Annotated in this window: 15 protein-coding genes; 6 read left to right on the plus strand and 9 right to left on the minus strand. The window is 57.8% G+C overall.

Annotation, left to right across the window (positions count from 1 at the left end; translation table 11 throughout):
• Window positions 1-79: 79 nt before the first annotated feature.
• The 6 genes from yidC (at window position 80) to AC2FH8_RS18080 (ending at window position 5407) form a co-directional block, all read left to right on the plus strand.
• Window positions 80-1909 carry a membrane protein insertase YidC gene (gene yidC, locus AC2FH8_RS18055; RefSeq protein WP_496690412.1) on the plus strand — a complete coding sequence of 610 codons (1830 nt, stop codon included), beginning with the start codon at window positions 80-82 and terminating at the stop codon, window positions 1907-1909.
• On the plus strand, window positions 1906-2643 hold the full coding sequence (locus tag AC2FH8_RS18060) for an MOSC domain-containing protein (protein ID WP_496690413.1): 738 nt from the start codon (window positions 1906-1908) through the stop codon (window positions 2641-2643). Before yidC ends, AC2FH8_RS18060 begins: the two co-directional genes overlap by 4 nt.
• The gene (yihA, locus tag AC2FH8_RS18065; RefSeq protein WP_142639735.1) at window positions 2640-3293 is read left to right on the plus strand and encodes a ribosome biogenesis GTP-binding protein YihA/YsxC; all 654 of its coding nucleotides are present in this window, start codon (window positions 2640-2642) and stop codon (window positions 3291-3293) included. The genes AC2FH8_RS18060 and yihA overlap by 4 nt, the downstream gene beginning before the upstream one ends.
• A 61-nt stretch (window positions 3294-3354) precedes the next feature.
• A complete protein-coding gene (argB, locus tag AC2FH8_RS18070; RefSeq protein WP_142639737.1) occupies window positions 3355-4218 on the plus strand; it encodes an acetylglutamate kinase in 864 nt (287 codons plus the stop codon).
• 20 nt (window positions 4219-4238) lie between these two features.
• Entirely contained in the window at window positions 4239-4913 is a 675-nt protein-coding gene (locus tag AC2FH8_RS18075; RefSeq protein ID WP_496690414.1) for a ferredoxin, read from the plus strand.
• Entirely contained in the window at window positions 4910-5407 is a 498-nt protein-coding gene (locus AC2FH8_RS18080) for a SixA phosphatase family protein (RefSeq protein WP_271951999.1), read from the plus strand. Before AC2FH8_RS18075 ends, AC2FH8_RS18080 begins: the two co-directional genes overlap by 4 nt.
• Window positions 5408-5454: 47 nt before the next feature.
• On the opposite strand, the gene AC2FH8_RS18085 is transcribed toward AC2FH8_RS18080, so the two are convergent.
• The 9 genes from AC2FH8_RS18085 to AC2FH8_RS18125 all read right to left on the minus strand — a co-directional run bounded on the left by AC2FH8_RS18085 (window position 5455) and on the right by AC2FH8_RS18125 (window position 15417).
• Entirely contained in the window at window positions 5455-6246 is a 792-nt protein-coding gene (locus tag AC2FH8_RS18085) for an amino acid ABC transporter ATP-binding protein (protein ID WP_142639743.1), read from the minus strand.
• A gap of 12 nt (window positions 6247-6258) precedes the next feature.
• Window positions 6259-7563 (minus strand): amino acid ABC transporter permease, encoded by a 1305-nt coding sequence (locus AC2FH8_RS18090; RefSeq protein ID WP_142639745.1) that lies wholly within the window; start codon window positions 7561-7563, stop codon window positions 6259-6261.
• Window position 7564: 1 nt separating this feature from the next.
• Window positions 7565-8833 (minus strand): amino acid ABC transporter permease, encoded by a 1269-nt coding sequence (locus AC2FH8_RS18095; RefSeq protein WP_142639747.1) that lies wholly within the window; start codon window positions 8831-8833, stop codon window positions 7565-7567.
• A gap of 127 nt (window positions 8834-8960) precedes the next feature.
• Entirely contained in the window at window positions 8961-9977 is a 1017-nt protein-coding gene (locus AC2FH8_RS18100) for an amino acid ABC transporter substrate-binding protein (protein WP_142639749.1), read from the minus strand.
• 206 nt (window positions 9978-10183) lie between these two features.
• Entirely contained in the window at window positions 10184-10891 is a 708-nt protein-coding gene (locus AC2FH8_RS18105) for an ATP12 family chaperone protein (protein ID WP_281973748.1), read from the minus strand.
• 4 nt (window positions 10892-10895) lie between these two features.
• A complete protein-coding gene (locus tag AC2FH8_RS18110) occupies window positions 10896-11567 on the minus strand; it encodes an HAD-IA family hydrolase (protein WP_281995978.1) in 672 nt (223 codons plus the stop codon).
• The gene (locus AC2FH8_RS18115) at window positions 11564-12607 is read right to left on the minus strand and encodes an RluA family pseudouridine synthase (RefSeq protein WP_281973760.1); all 1044 of its coding nucleotides are present in this window, start codon (window positions 12605-12607) and stop codon (window positions 11564-11566) included. Before AC2FH8_RS18115 ends, AC2FH8_RS18110 begins: the two co-directional genes overlap by 4 nt.
• A 109-nt stretch (window positions 12608-12716) precedes the next feature.
• A complete protein-coding gene (locus AC2FH8_RS18120) occupies window positions 12717-14030 on the minus strand; it encodes a replication-associated recombination protein A (protein WP_496690415.1) in 1314 nt (437 codons plus the stop codon).
• 4 nt (window positions 14031-14034) lie between these two features.
• Complete coding sequence (locus tag AC2FH8_RS18125) at window positions 14035-15417, minus strand: trypsin-like peptidase domain-containing protein (RefSeq protein WP_281973751.1); 1383 nt, start codon at window positions 15415-15417, stop codon at window positions 14035-14037.
• Window positions 15418-16000 lie beyond the last annotated feature (583 nt).

Here is a 16000-nt window from a genome sequence, read left to right on the forward strand (position 1 = left end):
GGCGAATCCGCTTGACCTTTGGGGCTGCACTCTGTTGAACCCACCGGGTGTGTTTCACTGCTTAAGGTGGCTGTCCCAGATGGACGATCAGAACAAGAATCTCATCCTCGCAACCGCGCTCAGCTTTGTCGTGATCCTGGTTTGGTTCGTGCTGTTTCCACCGCCCGAGCAAACCACCATTACTGATCAGGCTGAAATCAGCGCCATCGAAAGCGATGAGGTTCAGACCCCCAGCGCCTCTAGCGCGGGCACCGTAGGCGAAGCCACGGCGAGCGCAGAAGAAACGCTGCCCGGGTCCGAGGCCGCGCGGATCAAGATCGACACGCCCCGCCTTGAGGGCAGCCTGTCGTTGTCCGGTGGCCGCATCGATGAATTGTACCTGAAGGATTATAAAGTCTCGATCCAGGACGACGCACCGATTGTCGAACTGTTCTCTCCGGTCGGATCTGAATCTGCATATTATGCGCTCTACGGATGGGCGCCTGGCGCTGGTGTCACCGGCACGGACGTACCCGGGCCGAACACGGTCTGGATCGTCGAAAATGGTGAAACACTTGGGGTGAACGCTCCAGTTACGTTGAAGTGGGAGAATGGCAATGGCCTGACCTTCCGCCGTACCATCTCGGTAGACGAGAACTATATGTTCGAAGTCACACAAGCGGTGGAAAACAACACACAAGCCGAGGTCGGCATGGCGCCATATGGCATCCTCGCCCGCCATGGCATCGGCGAAGATGGCGACCTGCCCGGACTTAAGAATTTCTTCATCCTGCATGAAGGCGTGATGGTCATGGCCGACGGTGTTCTGGATGAAATCGACTACGGCGATGTGCGCGACTTTGACATTGATCCGAACGAACGGGCGCAAGCCGAGGTCTTTCAGGTCAAAGACGGTGGCTGGGTCGGCTTTACTGATCACTATTGGATGACCACCCTGATCCCGGCTGAGGGCACGACCTTCAAGGCAGCAGCCAAATACGATGCCCGTCGCAAAATCTATCAGACGGAAACTGTACTGCCGACATTGCTTATCGCACCTGGGGCTACTGAAGAGGTCACAACCCAGCTGTTTGCCGGTGCCAAGGAATGGGAAACCATTCGTGAATATCAGGCCGAAGGCGTTCAAAAGTTCATCGACAGCATCGACTGGGGCTGGTTCTATTTCCTGACCAAGCCGATCTTCTGGCTGCTGCACAACATTAACGCCCAGATCGGCAACATGGGCTGGTCGATCATCGGCCTGACCCTGATCATCAAGGCGATCTTGTTCCCGCTGGCGTTCAAGTCCTATGTCTCGATGGCGAAGATGAAAGAACTGCAGCCGCAGATGGAGGCCCTGAAAGAGGCCGCTGGTGACGATCGTCAGAAAATGCAGCAAGGTATGATGGAACTGTACAAGAAGGAAAAGGTTAACCCCGCCGCGGGCTGTTTGCCGATCCTGATGCAGATCCCGATCTTCTTCTCACTGTATAAGGTGATCTTCGTCACCATCGAACTGCGTCAAGCACCGTGGTTTGGCCCGTTTCAGGATCTCAGCGCACCGGATCCAACGTCAATCATGAACTTCTTCGGCTGGCTGCCTTGGGCCGGACCGCAACCTGACACCCTTATGGCGCTGATCTTCATCGGCATCCTGCCACTGTTGCTGGGGATTTCGATGTGGCTGCAGCAAAAGCTGAACCCGGCACCAACAGACGCGACACAGGCAATGATCTTTGCCTGGATGCCTTGGGTTTTCATGTTCATGCTGGGCAGTTTTGCCAGCGGCCTGGTGGTCTACTGGATCGCGAACAACACGATCACCTTCACTCAGCAATATCTGATCATGCGCAGCCAGGGTTATAAACCGGATGTATTTGGCAACATCAAATCCGGCTTCAAGCGCGCCACTAAGACGGATGAGAAATGACGGCTGAAGTCACCCATATTTGGCGGCATCCTATGAAAAGCCATGGCCGCGAAGCCGTGCAGACCGTGACAGTGACCCCCGGGCAGACCATGCCCGGGGATCGCGTTTGGGCGGTTGCGCACGAAGCGTCCAAGGCGGATGGCACGAAATGGGTGCCCTGCGTCAATTTCAGTCGCGGATCAAAAGCCCCAGACCTGATGGCCATTTCCGCCAAGCTGGACGGGGATATGCTGACCCTGACCCATCCCAATCGCCCCGATCTAACCTTTGACCCAGATCGGGAACAGGACGTGTTTCTGGATTGGGTGCGCCCGCTGATGCCCGCGGACAGGGCGGCATCTGCCCGGATCGTTCGGATACCAGGGCGTGGGATGACAGACAGCGATTTCCCGTCAATCAGCCTGTGCAACATGGCCTCTCACCGGGCGGTTGAACAAAAACTGGGGCAAGACCTGTCAATCAAACGCTGGCGCGGTAACATCTGGTTCGATGGCCTGCCCCTATGGGAAGAATTCGACTGGCTCGACCGCGAGTTGCAAATCGGTGAGGCCGTGTTCCGCGTCCGCGAGCGGATTGTGCGCTGTTTGGCGACCACTGCGAACCCGGATACCGGCGACCGCGATGCCGACACTTTGGGCGCGCTGAACAGCTGGGGCCATCAGGATTTCGGCATCTATACCGAAGTGGTTCGCGGCGGGGTAATCTCGGTCGGTGACAAGGTGATACCGTTATGAGCACCCTACCCTTCCCTCTGGCCCAAGATCCCGATGAATTCTCGTTGGAGCGCGGGCGCAAGCTGTTTGCTGGCCCGTCCGAGTTTGTCAAAGGTGTCGTCGCCATGAGTGGGCTGCCCGACCCTGACCGCCTTGAGGTCTGCTTTGCGGGCCGCTCCAATGTTGGCAAGTCCAGTTTGATCAATGCGCTGACCGGAACCAAGGGGCTGGCGCGTGCATCGAACACGCCGGGCCGCACGCAGGAAATCAACTTTTTCACTCAGGGCCCAGAACTGTATCTGGTCGACCTTCCCGGCTATGGCTATGCCAATGCGCCGGTTAAGGTAGTGGAAAAGTGGCAGCGGTTGCTGAAACAATATCTCAGTGGCCGACAGACCCTGCGCCGGGCCTTTGTCCTGGTTGACGCGCGCCATGGGGTAAAGCCTGTTGATGCCGAGATCATGAAGCTGCTGGACACCAGTGCCGTAACCTTTCAATGCGTGCTGACCAAGGCAGACAAGGTCAAGGCCAATGAACGCGAAAAGGTTCTGAACCAGGTCCGCTCGGCCCTGTCAAAACACCCCGCCGCTTTCCCCGAAATCGTGCTGACGTCGTCCGAAAAAGGGGATGGTATCCCAACGTTGCGCTCGATCATCACGCATCTGGAATAGCTTGGCCCTTGGCAGCACCTTTCAAAGGCCCTAACACGGTGGGCCAGAGGGACCTTTAGCCATGAAGACAAGAGATATGAACCGGGATTGGATCGCCACCGCCGCCACATTGAACAGCGCACTGCCCTATCTGCAGCGCTATGACGGGGCCATTGTCGTCATCAAGCTGGGCGGACACGCCATGGGCAGCGATGAAGCGATGGAGAGCTTTGCCCGTGACGTGGTTCTGATGCGCCAGGTGGGCATCAACCCGGTTGTAGTACATGGCGGCGGTCCCATGATCAACGCGATGCTGGACAAGCTCGATATCCAATCCGATTTCGTGAACGGTAAGCGTGTGACGGACAAGGCAACTGTCGAAGTGGTCGAGATGGTGCTCTCGGGCCTCGTGAACAAACGCATTGTTCAGGCCATCAACGGACAGGGAGGGACTGCGGTTGGCCTGTCGGGCAAGGACGCCAACCTGATGATCTGTGATCAAACCGATGCCTCGCTGGGGTTTGTTGGCTCTCCTTCCGAGATGAAACCCGAAATCCTGCACGATCTGTTTACGCATGACGTGATCCCGGTAATTGCGCCTCTGGGCGCCGGGCGCGAGGGTGAGACGTTCAACGTCAACGGTGACACCGCCGCCGGTGCCATCGCCTCGGCCTTGAAGGCAGACCGTCTGCTGTTGCTGACCGACGTATCAGGCGTCAAGAACGCTGCCGGAGAGGTCGTGACCGAGCTAAAAGCCGGTCAGATCCGCGAGATGACCCTGGACGGGACCATCGCAGGCGGAATGATCCCCAAGACCGAAACCGCGCTGGACGCACTACATAGTGGGGTGCGGGCCGTAGTCATTCTGGATGGGCGCGCGCCCAATGCGGTGCTACTGGAACTGTTCACCGAACACGGAGCTGGGTCGCTGATCCGACCCGATTGATCGACTGCGACGGAGGTGACATGACAGTTCAAACCGCACCTTCCCCGAACATTTATCAACGTGTCGACAGCGCGGCTGCTGAGGTTGGGCTTATCGTGATGGGTGCGTTACATCCTGGGCGCGCTAATGCCAAGCAATTGGACAGCGGCACCCTGATCCTGCTAGGTGCAGGGCCCACGTTCTGGCCTGTTTTGAAATCAGCCCCTGAATGGCAAGGTCCCGACCCTGTTGACCGGTGGTCGTACCGCGTCGTCAATCAGATGGCGCAGGATTTGGGGGGTCAAGCCTATTTCCCATTCGGTGGCCCACCCTATGTGCCGTTTATCGACTGGGCGCTGAAATCGGGGCGTACATTCAGCAGCCCGGTTGGCGCCTTGGTGCATGACACGGTCGGTATGATGATCTCGTATCGCGGCGCGCTGCATTTTGATCAGGAATTCGAGATTCCCGGTGCCCATAATTCATCGCCCTGTGTTACATGCGATGCCCCTTGCGCTCAGACCTGCCCAGTCGGGGCCCTGAACACCCACAGCTTCTATGACGTTGAGGCCTGCCACGGGCATCTGAACACAGAGCAGGGCCAAACCTGCATGACCGGTGGCTGCCTTGCGCGCCTGGCCTGCCCTCTCAGCCCCGGGGCCAGGCGGGACCCAGAACAGTCCGCCCACCACATGAGGTCTTTTCACCCGTCATGACTCGCACTCTGATCCTGACCCGCCATGCCAAATCCAGTTGGGATGAGCCGACGCTCAGCGATCATGATCGGCCACTGAACAAACGTGGACGCTGCTCGGCACCTGCTGTGTCCGGCTGGCTACTCAGGAATGGCTGGCTACCGAATGAGGTGCTCAGCTCTACCGCCCTCAGAACCCGCGAGACGTGGGATCGAATGGGGCTGCAGGCCGATCTGATCCAGTTCGAACGCTCGCTGTATCTGGCCGGTCCCGATCTCATGATGCGGGCCCTGTCGCAGGCTTCTGGCCAAACCGTGCTGATGCTGGGCCACAACCCCGGGATCGCTGAATTCGCCAGACAGCTTGTGCGGCAGGCGCCAGATCACGGCCGTTTCGATGACTACCCGACCTGCGCAACAACAGTCATACAGTTCGAGATCAACTCCTGGGCCGCGCTTCGGTGGCACAGTGGGGATGTCTTGGGGTTCGTCATTCCACGCGAGTTGCCGGAGTAAAAAAGGCGGGGCAAAAACCCCGCCTTTCATGGTTCTTCCGATCGGGATCAGTGACCCAAAATCTGGCTCAGGAACAGCTTGGTCCGCTCGCTTTGTGGGTTGTTGAAGAACTCTTCTGGTTCGTTCTGTTCCACAATCTGACCGGCATCCATAAAGATCACGCGGTTGGCGACCTGACGGGCAAAACCCATCTCGTGGGTCACACAAAGCATGGTCATGCCTTCTTCGGCCAGCTCGATCATAGTGTCGAGCACCTCTTTGATCATCTCAGGGTCCAGCGCCGATGTAGGTTCATCGAACAACATGATCCGCGGCATCATGCAGAGCGAACGGGCAATCGCCACACGCTGCTGCTGACCACCCGAAAGCTGACCAGGATACTTGTCGGCCTGTTCTGGGATTTTCACCTTCTCTAGGAAGTGCATCGCACGCTCTTCAGCCTCTTTCCTGGGCGTCTTGCGCACCCAGATCGGGGCCAGCGTACAGTTTTCCAGAATGGTCAGATGCGGGAAGAGGTTGAAGTGCTGGAACACCATCCCGACCTCGGACCGGATCTTGTCGATGTTTTTCAGGTCATTCGACAGTTCCGTCCCATCCACCATGATCGTGCCTTGCTGGTGTTCCTCCAGCGCGTTCAGACAGCGGATCAGGGTGGACTTACCCGACCCTGACGGCCCCGCGATAACAATCCTCTCGCCCTGATTGACGGTCAAATTGATGTCGCGCAGCACATGGAAAGACCCATACCACTTGTTCATGTTGTTGATTTCGATGGCGACCTCGTCGCTCACCTGCATCTTGGATCGGTCGATTTCGCGGTCTATTGCAAGTTCAGACATGTGTTGAACTCCTTAACGATGGCCAGTCTGAAGCTTGCGCTCCAGATACATGGAATAACGGGACATGGAGAAGCAGACGACGAAGAACAGCGCGCCGATAAAAGCGAACAGTTCCCAGTAGATGCCGTTCCAAGCGGTATCAGCGCGGATCGCGTTGGCAAGGCCAAGCACGTCGAACAGTCCGATGATCGACACCAGAACCGTATCCTTGAAGATCCCGATGAATGTGCTCACGATGCCCGGAATTGAGATTTTCAGGGCTTGCGGCATGATGATCAAACGCTGTGCCTGCCAGTAGTTCAGGCCCAAACTGTCGGCGCCCTCGTACTGACCGCGTGGCAATGCAGCCAGGCCACCCCGGATCACTTCGGCCATATAGGCGGCTGAGAACAGGGTCATCATGATCATCACCCGCAGGATGATGTCAAAATTGGTGCCTGGTGGCAGGAACAGGTTCAACAGCAGCGAGGCCACGAACAGTAGCGTGATCAGCGGTACGCCGCGAATGAACTCGATAAAGCCCACACACATGTATTTGACGATAAGAAGGTCCGACTGACGGCCCAGCGCCAACACGATACCAATCGGCAGCGAGACACCGATGGCCACAACACCCAGCAGGATCGCCAGCATGAAACCACCGAACTGACGACTTTGCACGGCTTCGATACCGATCGGCAGGATCGAATCCATGGCACCAACGAAGTAGCTCGATAGAAACAGCCACCAGATCAATGCAGCCACTGCACCACCGATCATCCCGAGCAATTCGCTTTGTTGCTTGCTGACGACGGTGTAGACGGCCCAGCCGGCAACAAATCCAAGTGCCGCCGACAATGGCCCCCAGATGGTACCACCCCACATCAACCAAGGCATCAGGAAGGGGTAGATCGCGCTAAAGATCAGCAACTTGCTCGGAACACGGTCCGAATACAGCACTGGTGCCAGCGCAACCAGCAACAGAACAAGCGCCAGAATCGGCCGCCAGTACAGATGGCTCGGGTAGAATCCGAACAACAGCTGCAGCCAGCGATCATTGATGACAGCCCAGCAAGCATGACCATGGGTGTCTCCCCAGGTTGCCATCATGATCTCACGGCACTCAGTCAGTGAATTGGCATTCCAGACGGATTGGAACGTCCATGGCAGAACGCCCGACAACACATAGTAGATCGCATAGAGCGAAACCAAAGTCAGGATCGAATTGAACCAACCAGAAAACAGATTGTGCTTAACCCAACCTACTATTCCCACTTCGGACGCTGGTGGCGCTTTCTCCGGCAACATTTCCGCGCGGACAAATGAAACATCACTCATATTACCGCTCCACCAATTTGACACTATTGTTGTACCAGTTCATCACTGCCGAGATGCTCAGCGAGATGCACAGATAGACCAGCATCAGCAGTAGAACGCATTCCAGCTCGCGGCCGGTTTGGTTCATGGTGATGCCACCCAGGGTACCTGTGATATCCATATATCCCACCGCAATCGCCAGAGACGAGTTCTTGGTCAGGTTCAGGTAGTTCGAGATCATTGGCGGGATGATCACGCGCAACGCTTGCGGCAGGATCACCAGACGCATAATCCGGCTCGGGCGTATACCCAGCGCGGCGGCGGCCTCGGTCTGCCCCTTGGAAATGGCGAGAATTCCGGCCCGCACGATCTCAGCGATGAAAGCTGCAGTGTAAAGGGACAGGGCCAACCACAATGCGATAAGCGAGTTCCGCAAATGGGTGCCGCCTTTGAAGTTGAACCCTTTCAGTTCCGGGTATCCCAAATGGAATCCCAACGCAGTCAGCAGGATCAACATCGGCACAAACAGTATACCCAACTGAATGTGCCAGATGGTTGGGCGATCACCAGTTGCTTCCTGTTTTGCAGCGGCATTAGCGGATACTTTGCGCATCACAAAAATGCTGCCCGCCAAAACGACCAGAAAGGCGACCAGATCCAATGAAATGTCGAAGCGTAAGCTGGACGCACCAAACAAGTGGATATCGCCAAGACTGCGTGAAAACAGGAGCTCTGGGATATAGACACCGCGATTGGTGACGGCGACAGAGTTGAAAAAATCCATCGTGGCCGTCGGGGTTTCGCCTCGGAATGCATTGGGTGCCGGTAAACCTTCGATCAGAATGGCCATAGCCAGAACGATCCAAAGCAGCACAGGCACGTTACGGAACATCTCGACATAAACAGTCATGATCCGCGCGATCAACCAGTTGTTGGAAAGTCGTAATACACCAACGAAAACACCGATAATTGTCGCCGTGATACAGCCGAGAACTGCAACAACAAGTGTGTTAAGCAATCCGATAAACCCAGCACGCAAGTGGCTGTCTCGAGAATCGTATTCCAGCAGGCGTTGGTTGATATCGTAACTTGCAGGTTCGCCGAAGAACCCGAATTCTACGGGTTTACCAAGTGCTTCGAGGTTCTGAATGGTGTTGGAAATGATCCAGGCTGCCAAAAGCATGAAACCGATCATTGCAATGACCTGGATGGTCGCAGATCGGTACCGCGTATCGTAAAGGAGCATGGACAGCCGGAACTGCTCCTTTGGCGGGTCAGTGAGAGTCGACATGACCTATGTATATCCCCGTGTCATCCCGTTATTCGCAGACAGAGTTGATCTCTGTTCAATCTAACCGGGACTGTTTCTTATGGATTGAAAAAGGGCGCAGGATGAACTGCGCCCTCTTCAATGGATATTAGCGGAACGGCGGCGAGTACAGCAGGCCGCCATCGGTCCACTGACCGTTCAGGCCGCGTGCCAGACCGATTGGCGTTTCTTCACCGATGTTCTTGGCAAAGACCTCACCATAGTTACCACCCGCCTTGATAGCGCGCATTGCCCACTGTGCGTCCAGACCCAGCATCTCACCCAGAGTGCCTTCGCTGCCCAGCAGACGGTTCACTTCGGGGTTGTCGGTGCCAGCAGACATCTCGTCGATGTTCGCCGAGGTCACACCCAGCTCTTCAGCCGAAACCAGTGCGTTCAGTGTCCAGCGAACAACGTCGCCCCACTCGTGGTCGCCATGACGGACCAGCGGGCCCAGCGGCTCTTTCGAGATGATTTCGGGCAGCAGGATGTGATCACCGGGGTTTTCGAACGTGGCGCGAGTTGCGGCCAGGCCCGATGCGTCGGTGGTGTAGACGTCACATGCGCCAGCCAGATACTGCTGCTGCGCTTCTGCGTTGGTTTCGATCGGAACCGGCTCGTAGCTGATGTTGTTCGAGCGGAAGAAATCCGCCAGGTTCAGCTCGGTGGTGGTGCCGGTCTGGATGCAGACAGTCGCGCCGTCCAGTTCCTTGGCCGAGCTTACGCCCAGCGCTTTGGGAACCATAAAGCCCTGACCGTCGTAATAGTTTACACCGACGAATTCGAACTTCAGGTCTACGTCGCGGCTGAAGGTCCAGGTGGTGTTCCGGGCCAGCATGTCGATTTCGCCCGAAGCCAGCGCGGTAAAGCGTGTCTTACCTGTGGTCGGAACGAATTCAACGGCGCTTGCGTCACCCAGAACCGCAGCGGCAACGGCGCGGCACAACGAAACGTCAAAGCCCTGCCATTCACCATTTGCGTCGGGCGCGGCAAAGCCGACCAGACCGGTGGTCACACCGCAGTTCAGCTTACCGCGCGCCTTGACGTCGTCCACGGTTCCCGCCATGGCTGCGCCTGCGGCCAGACCGGCAACTGTGGCCGCGCCCAAGATTACGGATTTTTTCATTTTTACCTCTTCCTGATTGTCCATCCCGTTCAGGGACGGTTCTATCCGGCACCTCAGGTACCAGAAAGGTTTCCCCAAAGGTGTCTCCCCTTTAGTGCGCACGAGTTTGGTCGCATTCATAAACAAACGTCAAGGGTCGGATCAGGGAAAACGATGGATCAACTCACAGATGTCCATCAGAGCGGTAAAAATTCAGAAATCTAAGATCAATCAGAGACGTCGTAGAAGCGTTTAGCGTGTAAAAAGGCAGAACGTTTGACTTCGGCTGCTTCATGCGCCTCGTCGTCATGGCCCCATTGTTCGATTTGCCACTGCTCGTCCAACCGCGAAATCCGCCAGATCTCTTGCGCATCACACCAATCGGAAGTGGCCGCAAACCCAAGGATCAACGAGCCCGAAAGGCTGACCAGATCGTGGAAGGCAGCCAGTTGGAAGTTGTTGAAATCATGCACTCGCCGGCGCAACTGATCCAGCGCCGCCACGTCTTGCGGCTGATGCAGGATACCTGTGACGGGCTGCAGGCGAACCGACATGGCTTCCGCGGCCCAGTCCAACACCGGGTCCCACTGCTCAGCTTGCCGCTGCTGCAACTCTTGCGGGTGAGCGGCGCGATAGCACAGCAAATCCGAATCGCCATAATCGGCCAGCATGTCTGCAACTTCGGCGTGCTGAATCAGTACCTTGTCGATGGCTGCATTGGCCGAACGCGTGTAGGGCATCGTCCCTGGGTCAACCTGTTCTTCCTGCGCGTCCCATTCGGCCGCAACGGCCTGAGCCATCGGCAAGGTCGGCAGGATCAGTCCGGCCCGCGCAGGTGTTTTGACCCGACGACCGTCCAGTTCGACCGTAAATCCGCCATCGGCCTCGACCACCTGACATGCAGTCCAAAATCGTTTCGGTTTCCAGTCACTCATGTCTTCAGGTCCAGATATCGTCCAGTGCGCCCGGCAACTGGTCAAACGTTTCGATAATACGAGAGGCAGCGGCCAGGGCAGGCCGTTCGTGATACCCCCAGGTGACGCCAATTCCCGTGACACCGGCGGCGGCGGCCATATCCATGTCGAATCGGGTATCCCCGATCATGACAGTATCAACCGCATCGACGCAGGTTTCGGCCCTAGCCGTGTCGATCATCGAAGGATGCGGTTTTGACGGGTGGTGATCTGCGACCTGCCGGGTCACGAAATAGCCTTGCAGACCGTGACCTTCGATCAAAGCATCCAGACCACGTTGCGATTTGCCTGTCGCCACGCCCAGCAACATCTCGGGGATTGCATGCAGTGCCTCGATAACCTCACGGGCTCCGGGGTAGAGCGGCGAACTGGCCATTCCCTGTTCCAGCCGATGTGCGTGATAGGCCTGTTTATAGCCCTCTACCAACCGCGCCTGATCCACAGCAGAACACTCGGGCACCAACTGTGCCATGGCTTGTGGCAGAGATAATCCGACTATGGACAAGATCCCCGCCCTATCCGGTACCGGAAGAGACAAGGCATCAAAGCTGGCGGTCATGGCCGCGATAATGCTGCCCTGGCTATCGACCAGGGTACCGTCCACATCAAATAGTACCAGACGCAAGGGTCTGCTCATTGCAAAGACTCGAACGGATCATCCGCAGCCAGGTCTTCGGCCCATCCGAATGTGTCCCAGCTGTGTTTCATATGATCAGGCAAGGGTGCGGTAACAGTGATCTTCTTACGCGTCACCGGGTGCTGAAACGAAGCCTGCCGTGCATGCAGGTGCAGCTTTTTGCTGATCACACCGCCCAACTGCGCACCCCAGCCATCGCCAAGGTTCTCTTGACCCGAACCGCCGTATTTTCCATCCCCGATGATTGGATGCCCAATCGCTGCCATATGCGCACGCAACTGATGAGTGCGGCCGGTGATCGGCTCCATCGCGACCCAGGCGGCGCGTCCGGCCACGCGGTATAGCGTAGCGTAAAGTGTATGGGCCCGCTTCGCGCCTGGCGTATCGTTGATTTCGTTAAGATGAACGGGGATCATCTTTTCGCCCTCGCCCTGGCTGCCATGGCCCGGGGCCTTGACCAAACCGGTCTTGATCTCGCCCAGATAAGGGGTCGGCACCCCAGCGACCAGGGCCCAATATATCTTGCGCGTGTCCCGGTGGCGGAAAGCGGCGGTCAGTGCTTTGGCGGCCTCGCGTGTGCGGGCCAGCAACAGCACGCCCGAGGTATCCTTGTCCAGACGGTGCACCAGTCGCGGGTTTTCGTCATATCCAAAGCGCAGCGCCTCGGACAGGCCGTCCACATGCCGGGTCTGGCCGCTGCCGCCTTGCACCGGCAAGCCTTGCGGTTTGTTCAGCGCGATCACGTGATCATCGCGATAAATCACGCAAGCCTGCATCATCTCGGCATCCGCATCTGTGATCCGCGGTTTCACCTCGACCGGTTTGTGGTCCGCATCCGGCAGAGGTGGCACGCGTACAACCTGGCCGACCTCAAGCCGGGTCGAGGCCTTGGCCCGTCCGCCATCCACACGCAGTTCGCCCTTGCGGCACATTTTCTCGATGCGCCCCTGGCTGACATGCGGAAACAGACGCCGCAGCCAGCGGTCCACCCGCTGATCGCCATCCCCATCCGCAACCGTAATCATCTGCACGCCACTCATGCCATTGCCCCTTGCGCCGCGCGGCAGACCCGCCCGGACCACGCTGTAAACATTGTCCCAGAAAACATGCGCGTCTGTCGCGCGCATCGGCCAAAGAGTCAAGCCGGTGCTAGTCTGGTTTCCGTTGCGAACGCAGCTTGGCAAAGTAGTCCAACCGTTTCTTCAGCTCACGTTCAAACCCACGCTCGACAGGTTGATAGAGAACAGGGCGCGATATGGACTCGGGAAAGTAGTTCTGCCCAGAAAACCCATCCTCGGCATCGTGATCATAAGCATAGCCCGCACCATAACCCTGATCTTTCATCAAAGAGGTTGGTGCATTCAGAATATGTTTGGGCGGCGGCTCACTTCCTGATTGCTTGGCCAGGCGCATCGCTGCCTTGTAGCCCACATAGGCCCCGTTCGATTTCGGAGCCAGAGCCAGATAGACCAGCGCCTGCGCCAAAGCCAACTCGCCTTCGGGACTGCCCAGCCGCTCATAGGTTTCCCAGGACTGCAGACAGATCGCCTGAGCCTGCGGATCAGCCAGACCAATGTCCTCGACCGCCATTCGCGTGATCCGGCGCGCCAAATACCTTGGGTCCTCGCCTCCTGTCAGCATTCGCGCGAACCAGTACAGGGCGGCATCGGGGTCGGATCCTCGCACCGATTTGTGCAGGGCCGAGATCAGGTTGTAATGCTCATCTCCAGATTTGTCGTATTTCGCGGCACGGCGCATGAGCCGGGTCGACAGGGCTTCAAGGTCCAGCGGGCCCTCAACTTTCCACGCGGCAACCTGCTCGATCAGGTTCAACAGCGCGCGCCCGTCACCATCGGCCATTTCCTGCAGCGCATCACGGGCCGCAGGGTCCAACGGCAACCCGCGGTCCAATTCCTGTTCAGCGCGCTGCATCAGACGCTCAAGATCAGCCGGGCTGAGCCGTTCCAGCACCAGCACTTGTGCCCGACTGAGCACAGCGGCGTTCAACTCGAACGATGGATTTTCCGTGGTCGCCCCGACCAGGAGGATCGTACCATCCTCCATATGCGGCAGAAACCCGTCCTGCTGCGCCTTGTTGAAGCGATGGATTTCGTCAACAAACAGCAACGTCCCCTGCCCGTTCTGACGCCGGATCTTCGCAGCTTCGAACACTTTCTTCAGGTCGGGAACACCAGTAAAGATGGCACTGATCTGCACAAAATGCAGGTCCGTCTCTTGCGCTAGAAGCCGCGCGATCGTGGTCTTGCCGACGCCGGGCGGCCCCCAGAATATCAGGCTCGACAGACTGCCCGAGGCCAGCATCACGCCCAAAGGCGCATCCGGGCCCAACACCTGTTCCTGCCCGATCACCTCGGCCAGCGTTTGCGGGCGCAATCTGTCGGCCAGCGGGCGATGTACAGGCGGCGCAGGGTCAGATGACCCGGTATCGAAAAGGTCACTCATCCGGTCACAGCCTGAACCGCAGGGAAACCGGCCGCCCGCCCCTGAGGATATCCAGATTGATCCGACGCCCCGGATCGGTCAGCGCCTTCACGACATCAGCAGGTCGCTCGACCCGCGCGCCGTTTATCCCATCGACCACATCGCCCGGACGCAGCCCGGACCGACCGCCATAGCGGCCCGCGTCGACCACAACCACCCCCGTCTGCGACAGCAAAAGCCCTAGCCGCGCGATAACAGCAGGGTTGATCCGCGACACGGTCAGGCCTGGCATCACGGTTTCATCGTTCAGCGTCGTCACTTCCGCTGCCGGAACCTCGGGCGCTTTGACCAAAGCGACCTCAAGTTCAGCTCGGTCCTCGCCGCGCAGTCGCGTCACCACCGACGTGCCGCCCACACCGGCCACTGACATGCGGAATTTCATCTCTGCCGGCGAGTTCACCTCATCCCCGTCGACATGGGTCACGACGTCCCCAACCTGCAACCCTGCCTCGGCCAACGGGCTGAGCGCATGGAGATCCGAAATCACCACACCCTGCGGGATGACCAAGCCCAGAGACTCAGCGATATCCGCACTCATGTGCTGCCCGGCCATTCCGGCCCAGGGGCTGACAAAACTGTCATTGCCGGCCTGCGCTTGTCGCAGGAATTCGGCAACCAGATTGGCAGGGATGGCAAAACCGATCCCGTTCGATCCGCCAGAACGTGTCAGGATCGAGGTGTTGATGCCAATCAGATCACCGTTCACATCGATCAGCGCCCCGCCCGAATTGCCGGGATTGATCGCCGCGTCCGTCTGAATGAAATAGCCCCGCGCATTGCCCGTGGCCGTACCGGTCCGCGCCAACCCCGAGATAATGCCCGATGATACTGTCTGCCCGACGCCGAACGGGTTGCCGATGGCCAGAGCCAATTCACCCACCTCAACCAAATCGGAATCCCGCATGTCGATCGAAGGCAACGCCTCGGCATCTTTCAGACGCAGAATGGCGATGTCGCTTTCCTGATCGCCCAGAACCACCTCAGCCGAAAACTCGCGCCGGTCCGTCGTGACGACCCGTATTTCAGTCGCCGAACCCACGACATGGTAGTTTGAGACCACATAGCCGTCATCCGTCAGAATCACGCCGGACCCCAGTGAGTTCTGAACGCGTGGTCGCGGTTCGCCAAAGCCGCCGCCAAAAAAATCCTGAAAGAACGGGTCAGAGAACAGTGAATTCGAGCGCCCTTCGCGCACGATCTTGGCGTAGATATTCACCACAGCCGGCGCGGCCTGTTTCACCACCGGCGCAAACCCTAGGCTGATTTCGGCCTGAGAACGTGGCACCCTGGTTTCCGCCGCGGCAGAGGCAGACAAAAGCGATAAAGCGAAGGCCGTGGCGCGAAGCATCATAGTTCCCGAAAATTTTTGGACTGTTTTGGATATGCGGCGCGATGTCTGGGTTTGCAAGCGCGGTATTGGAGTTTCTGCCAGACTTCAGCCATCACCACCCTGACGAGGTAAAGCCAGTCCAGCCACATTTGACATGTCCGACCGCCTGACTACGACGTTCATAGTCAGACGGATAGGTATTAGTTGAGCTGTCTCGGTTTCAAGCGAACCGATCTGTATGCCAAAACGACAAGCGTAAGTATGGCCCCCTGCCCTACGAGTACTGCGGGCCAGATCAGGGGAAACTGCGCGTCTGCGTACTTTTGCGGTCCGAAGGAAACCGAAGCAAGAAGTGCCGCTAAAAGTGTCAGGCATATGCCGGCCTTTGTTTCCGTGGCGCCAAGGAGGATCGCAGCGCAGGCTGCGCTGAGTGCGGCCCCAATAAAAGGCGCGATCCCAAACAGTGGTGTAACTGTGGGCGGATGTGGCGGTACTCCGGCATAGAGAGCACTCAGCATAACGATCTGCAAAACGATAAGTGTCAACAAAGCAGCATTGGCCGCCCGATCTTTCTCATAAATCAAATTCGCCTCCTTTTTCC

It is taken from the genome of Ruegeria sp. CDSC025, from assembly GCF_059610805.1.

Bases quoted from the DNA above. Each gene is read 5' to 3' on its own strand.
- AC2FH8_RS18120 (WP_496690415.1), bottom strand. From the start codon at position 14,030: ATGAGTGACCTTTTCGATACCGGGTCATCTGACCCTGCGCCGCCTGTA.
- AC2FH8_RS18085 (WP_142639743.1), bottom strand. From the start codon at position 6,246: ATGTCTGAACTTGCAATAGACCGCGAAATCGACCGATCCAAGATGCAG.
- AC2FH8_RS18090 (WP_142639745.1), bottom strand. From the start codon at position 7,563: ATGAGTGATGTTTCATTTGTCCGCGCGGAAATGTTGCCGGAGAAAGCG.
- AC2FH8_RS18125 (WP_281973751.1), bottom strand. From the start codon at position 15,417: ATGCTTCGCGCCACGGCCTTCGCTTTATCGCTTTTGTCTGCCTCTGCC.
- AC2FH8_RS18080 (WP_271951999.1), top strand. From the start codon at position 4,910: ATGACTCGCACTCTGATCCTGACCCGCCATGCCAAATCCAGTTGGGAT.
- AC2FH8_RS18075 (WP_496690414.1), top strand. From the start codon at position 4,239: ATGACAGTTCAAACCGCACCTTCCCCGAACATTTATCAACGTGTCGAC.
- argB (WP_142639737.1), top strand. From the start codon at position 3,355: ATGAAGACAAGAGATATGAACCGGGATTGGATCGCCACCGCCGCCACA.
- AC2FH8_RS18100 (WP_142639749.1), bottom strand. From the start codon at position 9,977: ATGAAAAAATCCGTAATCTTGGGCGCGGCCACAGTTGCCGGTCTGGCC.
- AC2FH8_RS18095 (WP_142639747.1), bottom strand. From the start codon at position 8,833: ATGTCGACTCTCACTGACCCGCCAAAGGAGCAGTTCCGGCTGTCCATG.
- yidC (WP_496690412.1), top strand. From the start codon at position 80: ATGGACGATCAGAACAAGAATCTCATCCTCGCAACCGCGCTCAGCTTT.
- AC2FH8_RS18060 (WP_496690413.1), top strand. From the start codon at position 1,906: ATGACGGCTGAAGTCACCCATATTTGGCGGCATCCTATGAAAAGCCAT.
- AC2FH8_RS18115 (WP_281973760.1), bottom strand. From the start codon at position 12,607: ATGAGTGGCGTGCAGATGATTACGGTTGCGGATGGGGATGGCGATCAG.
- yihA (WP_142639735.1), top strand. From the start codon at position 2,640: ATGAGCACCCTACCCTTCCCTCTGGCCCAAGATCCCGATGAATTCTCG.
- AC2FH8_RS18110 (WP_281995978.1), bottom strand. From the start codon at position 11,567: ATGAGCAGACCCTTGCGTCTGGTACTATTTGATGTGGACGGTACCCTG.
- AC2FH8_RS18105 (WP_281973748.1), bottom strand. From the start codon at position 10,891: ATGAGTGACTGGAAACCGAAACGATTTTGGACTGCATGTCAGGTGGTC.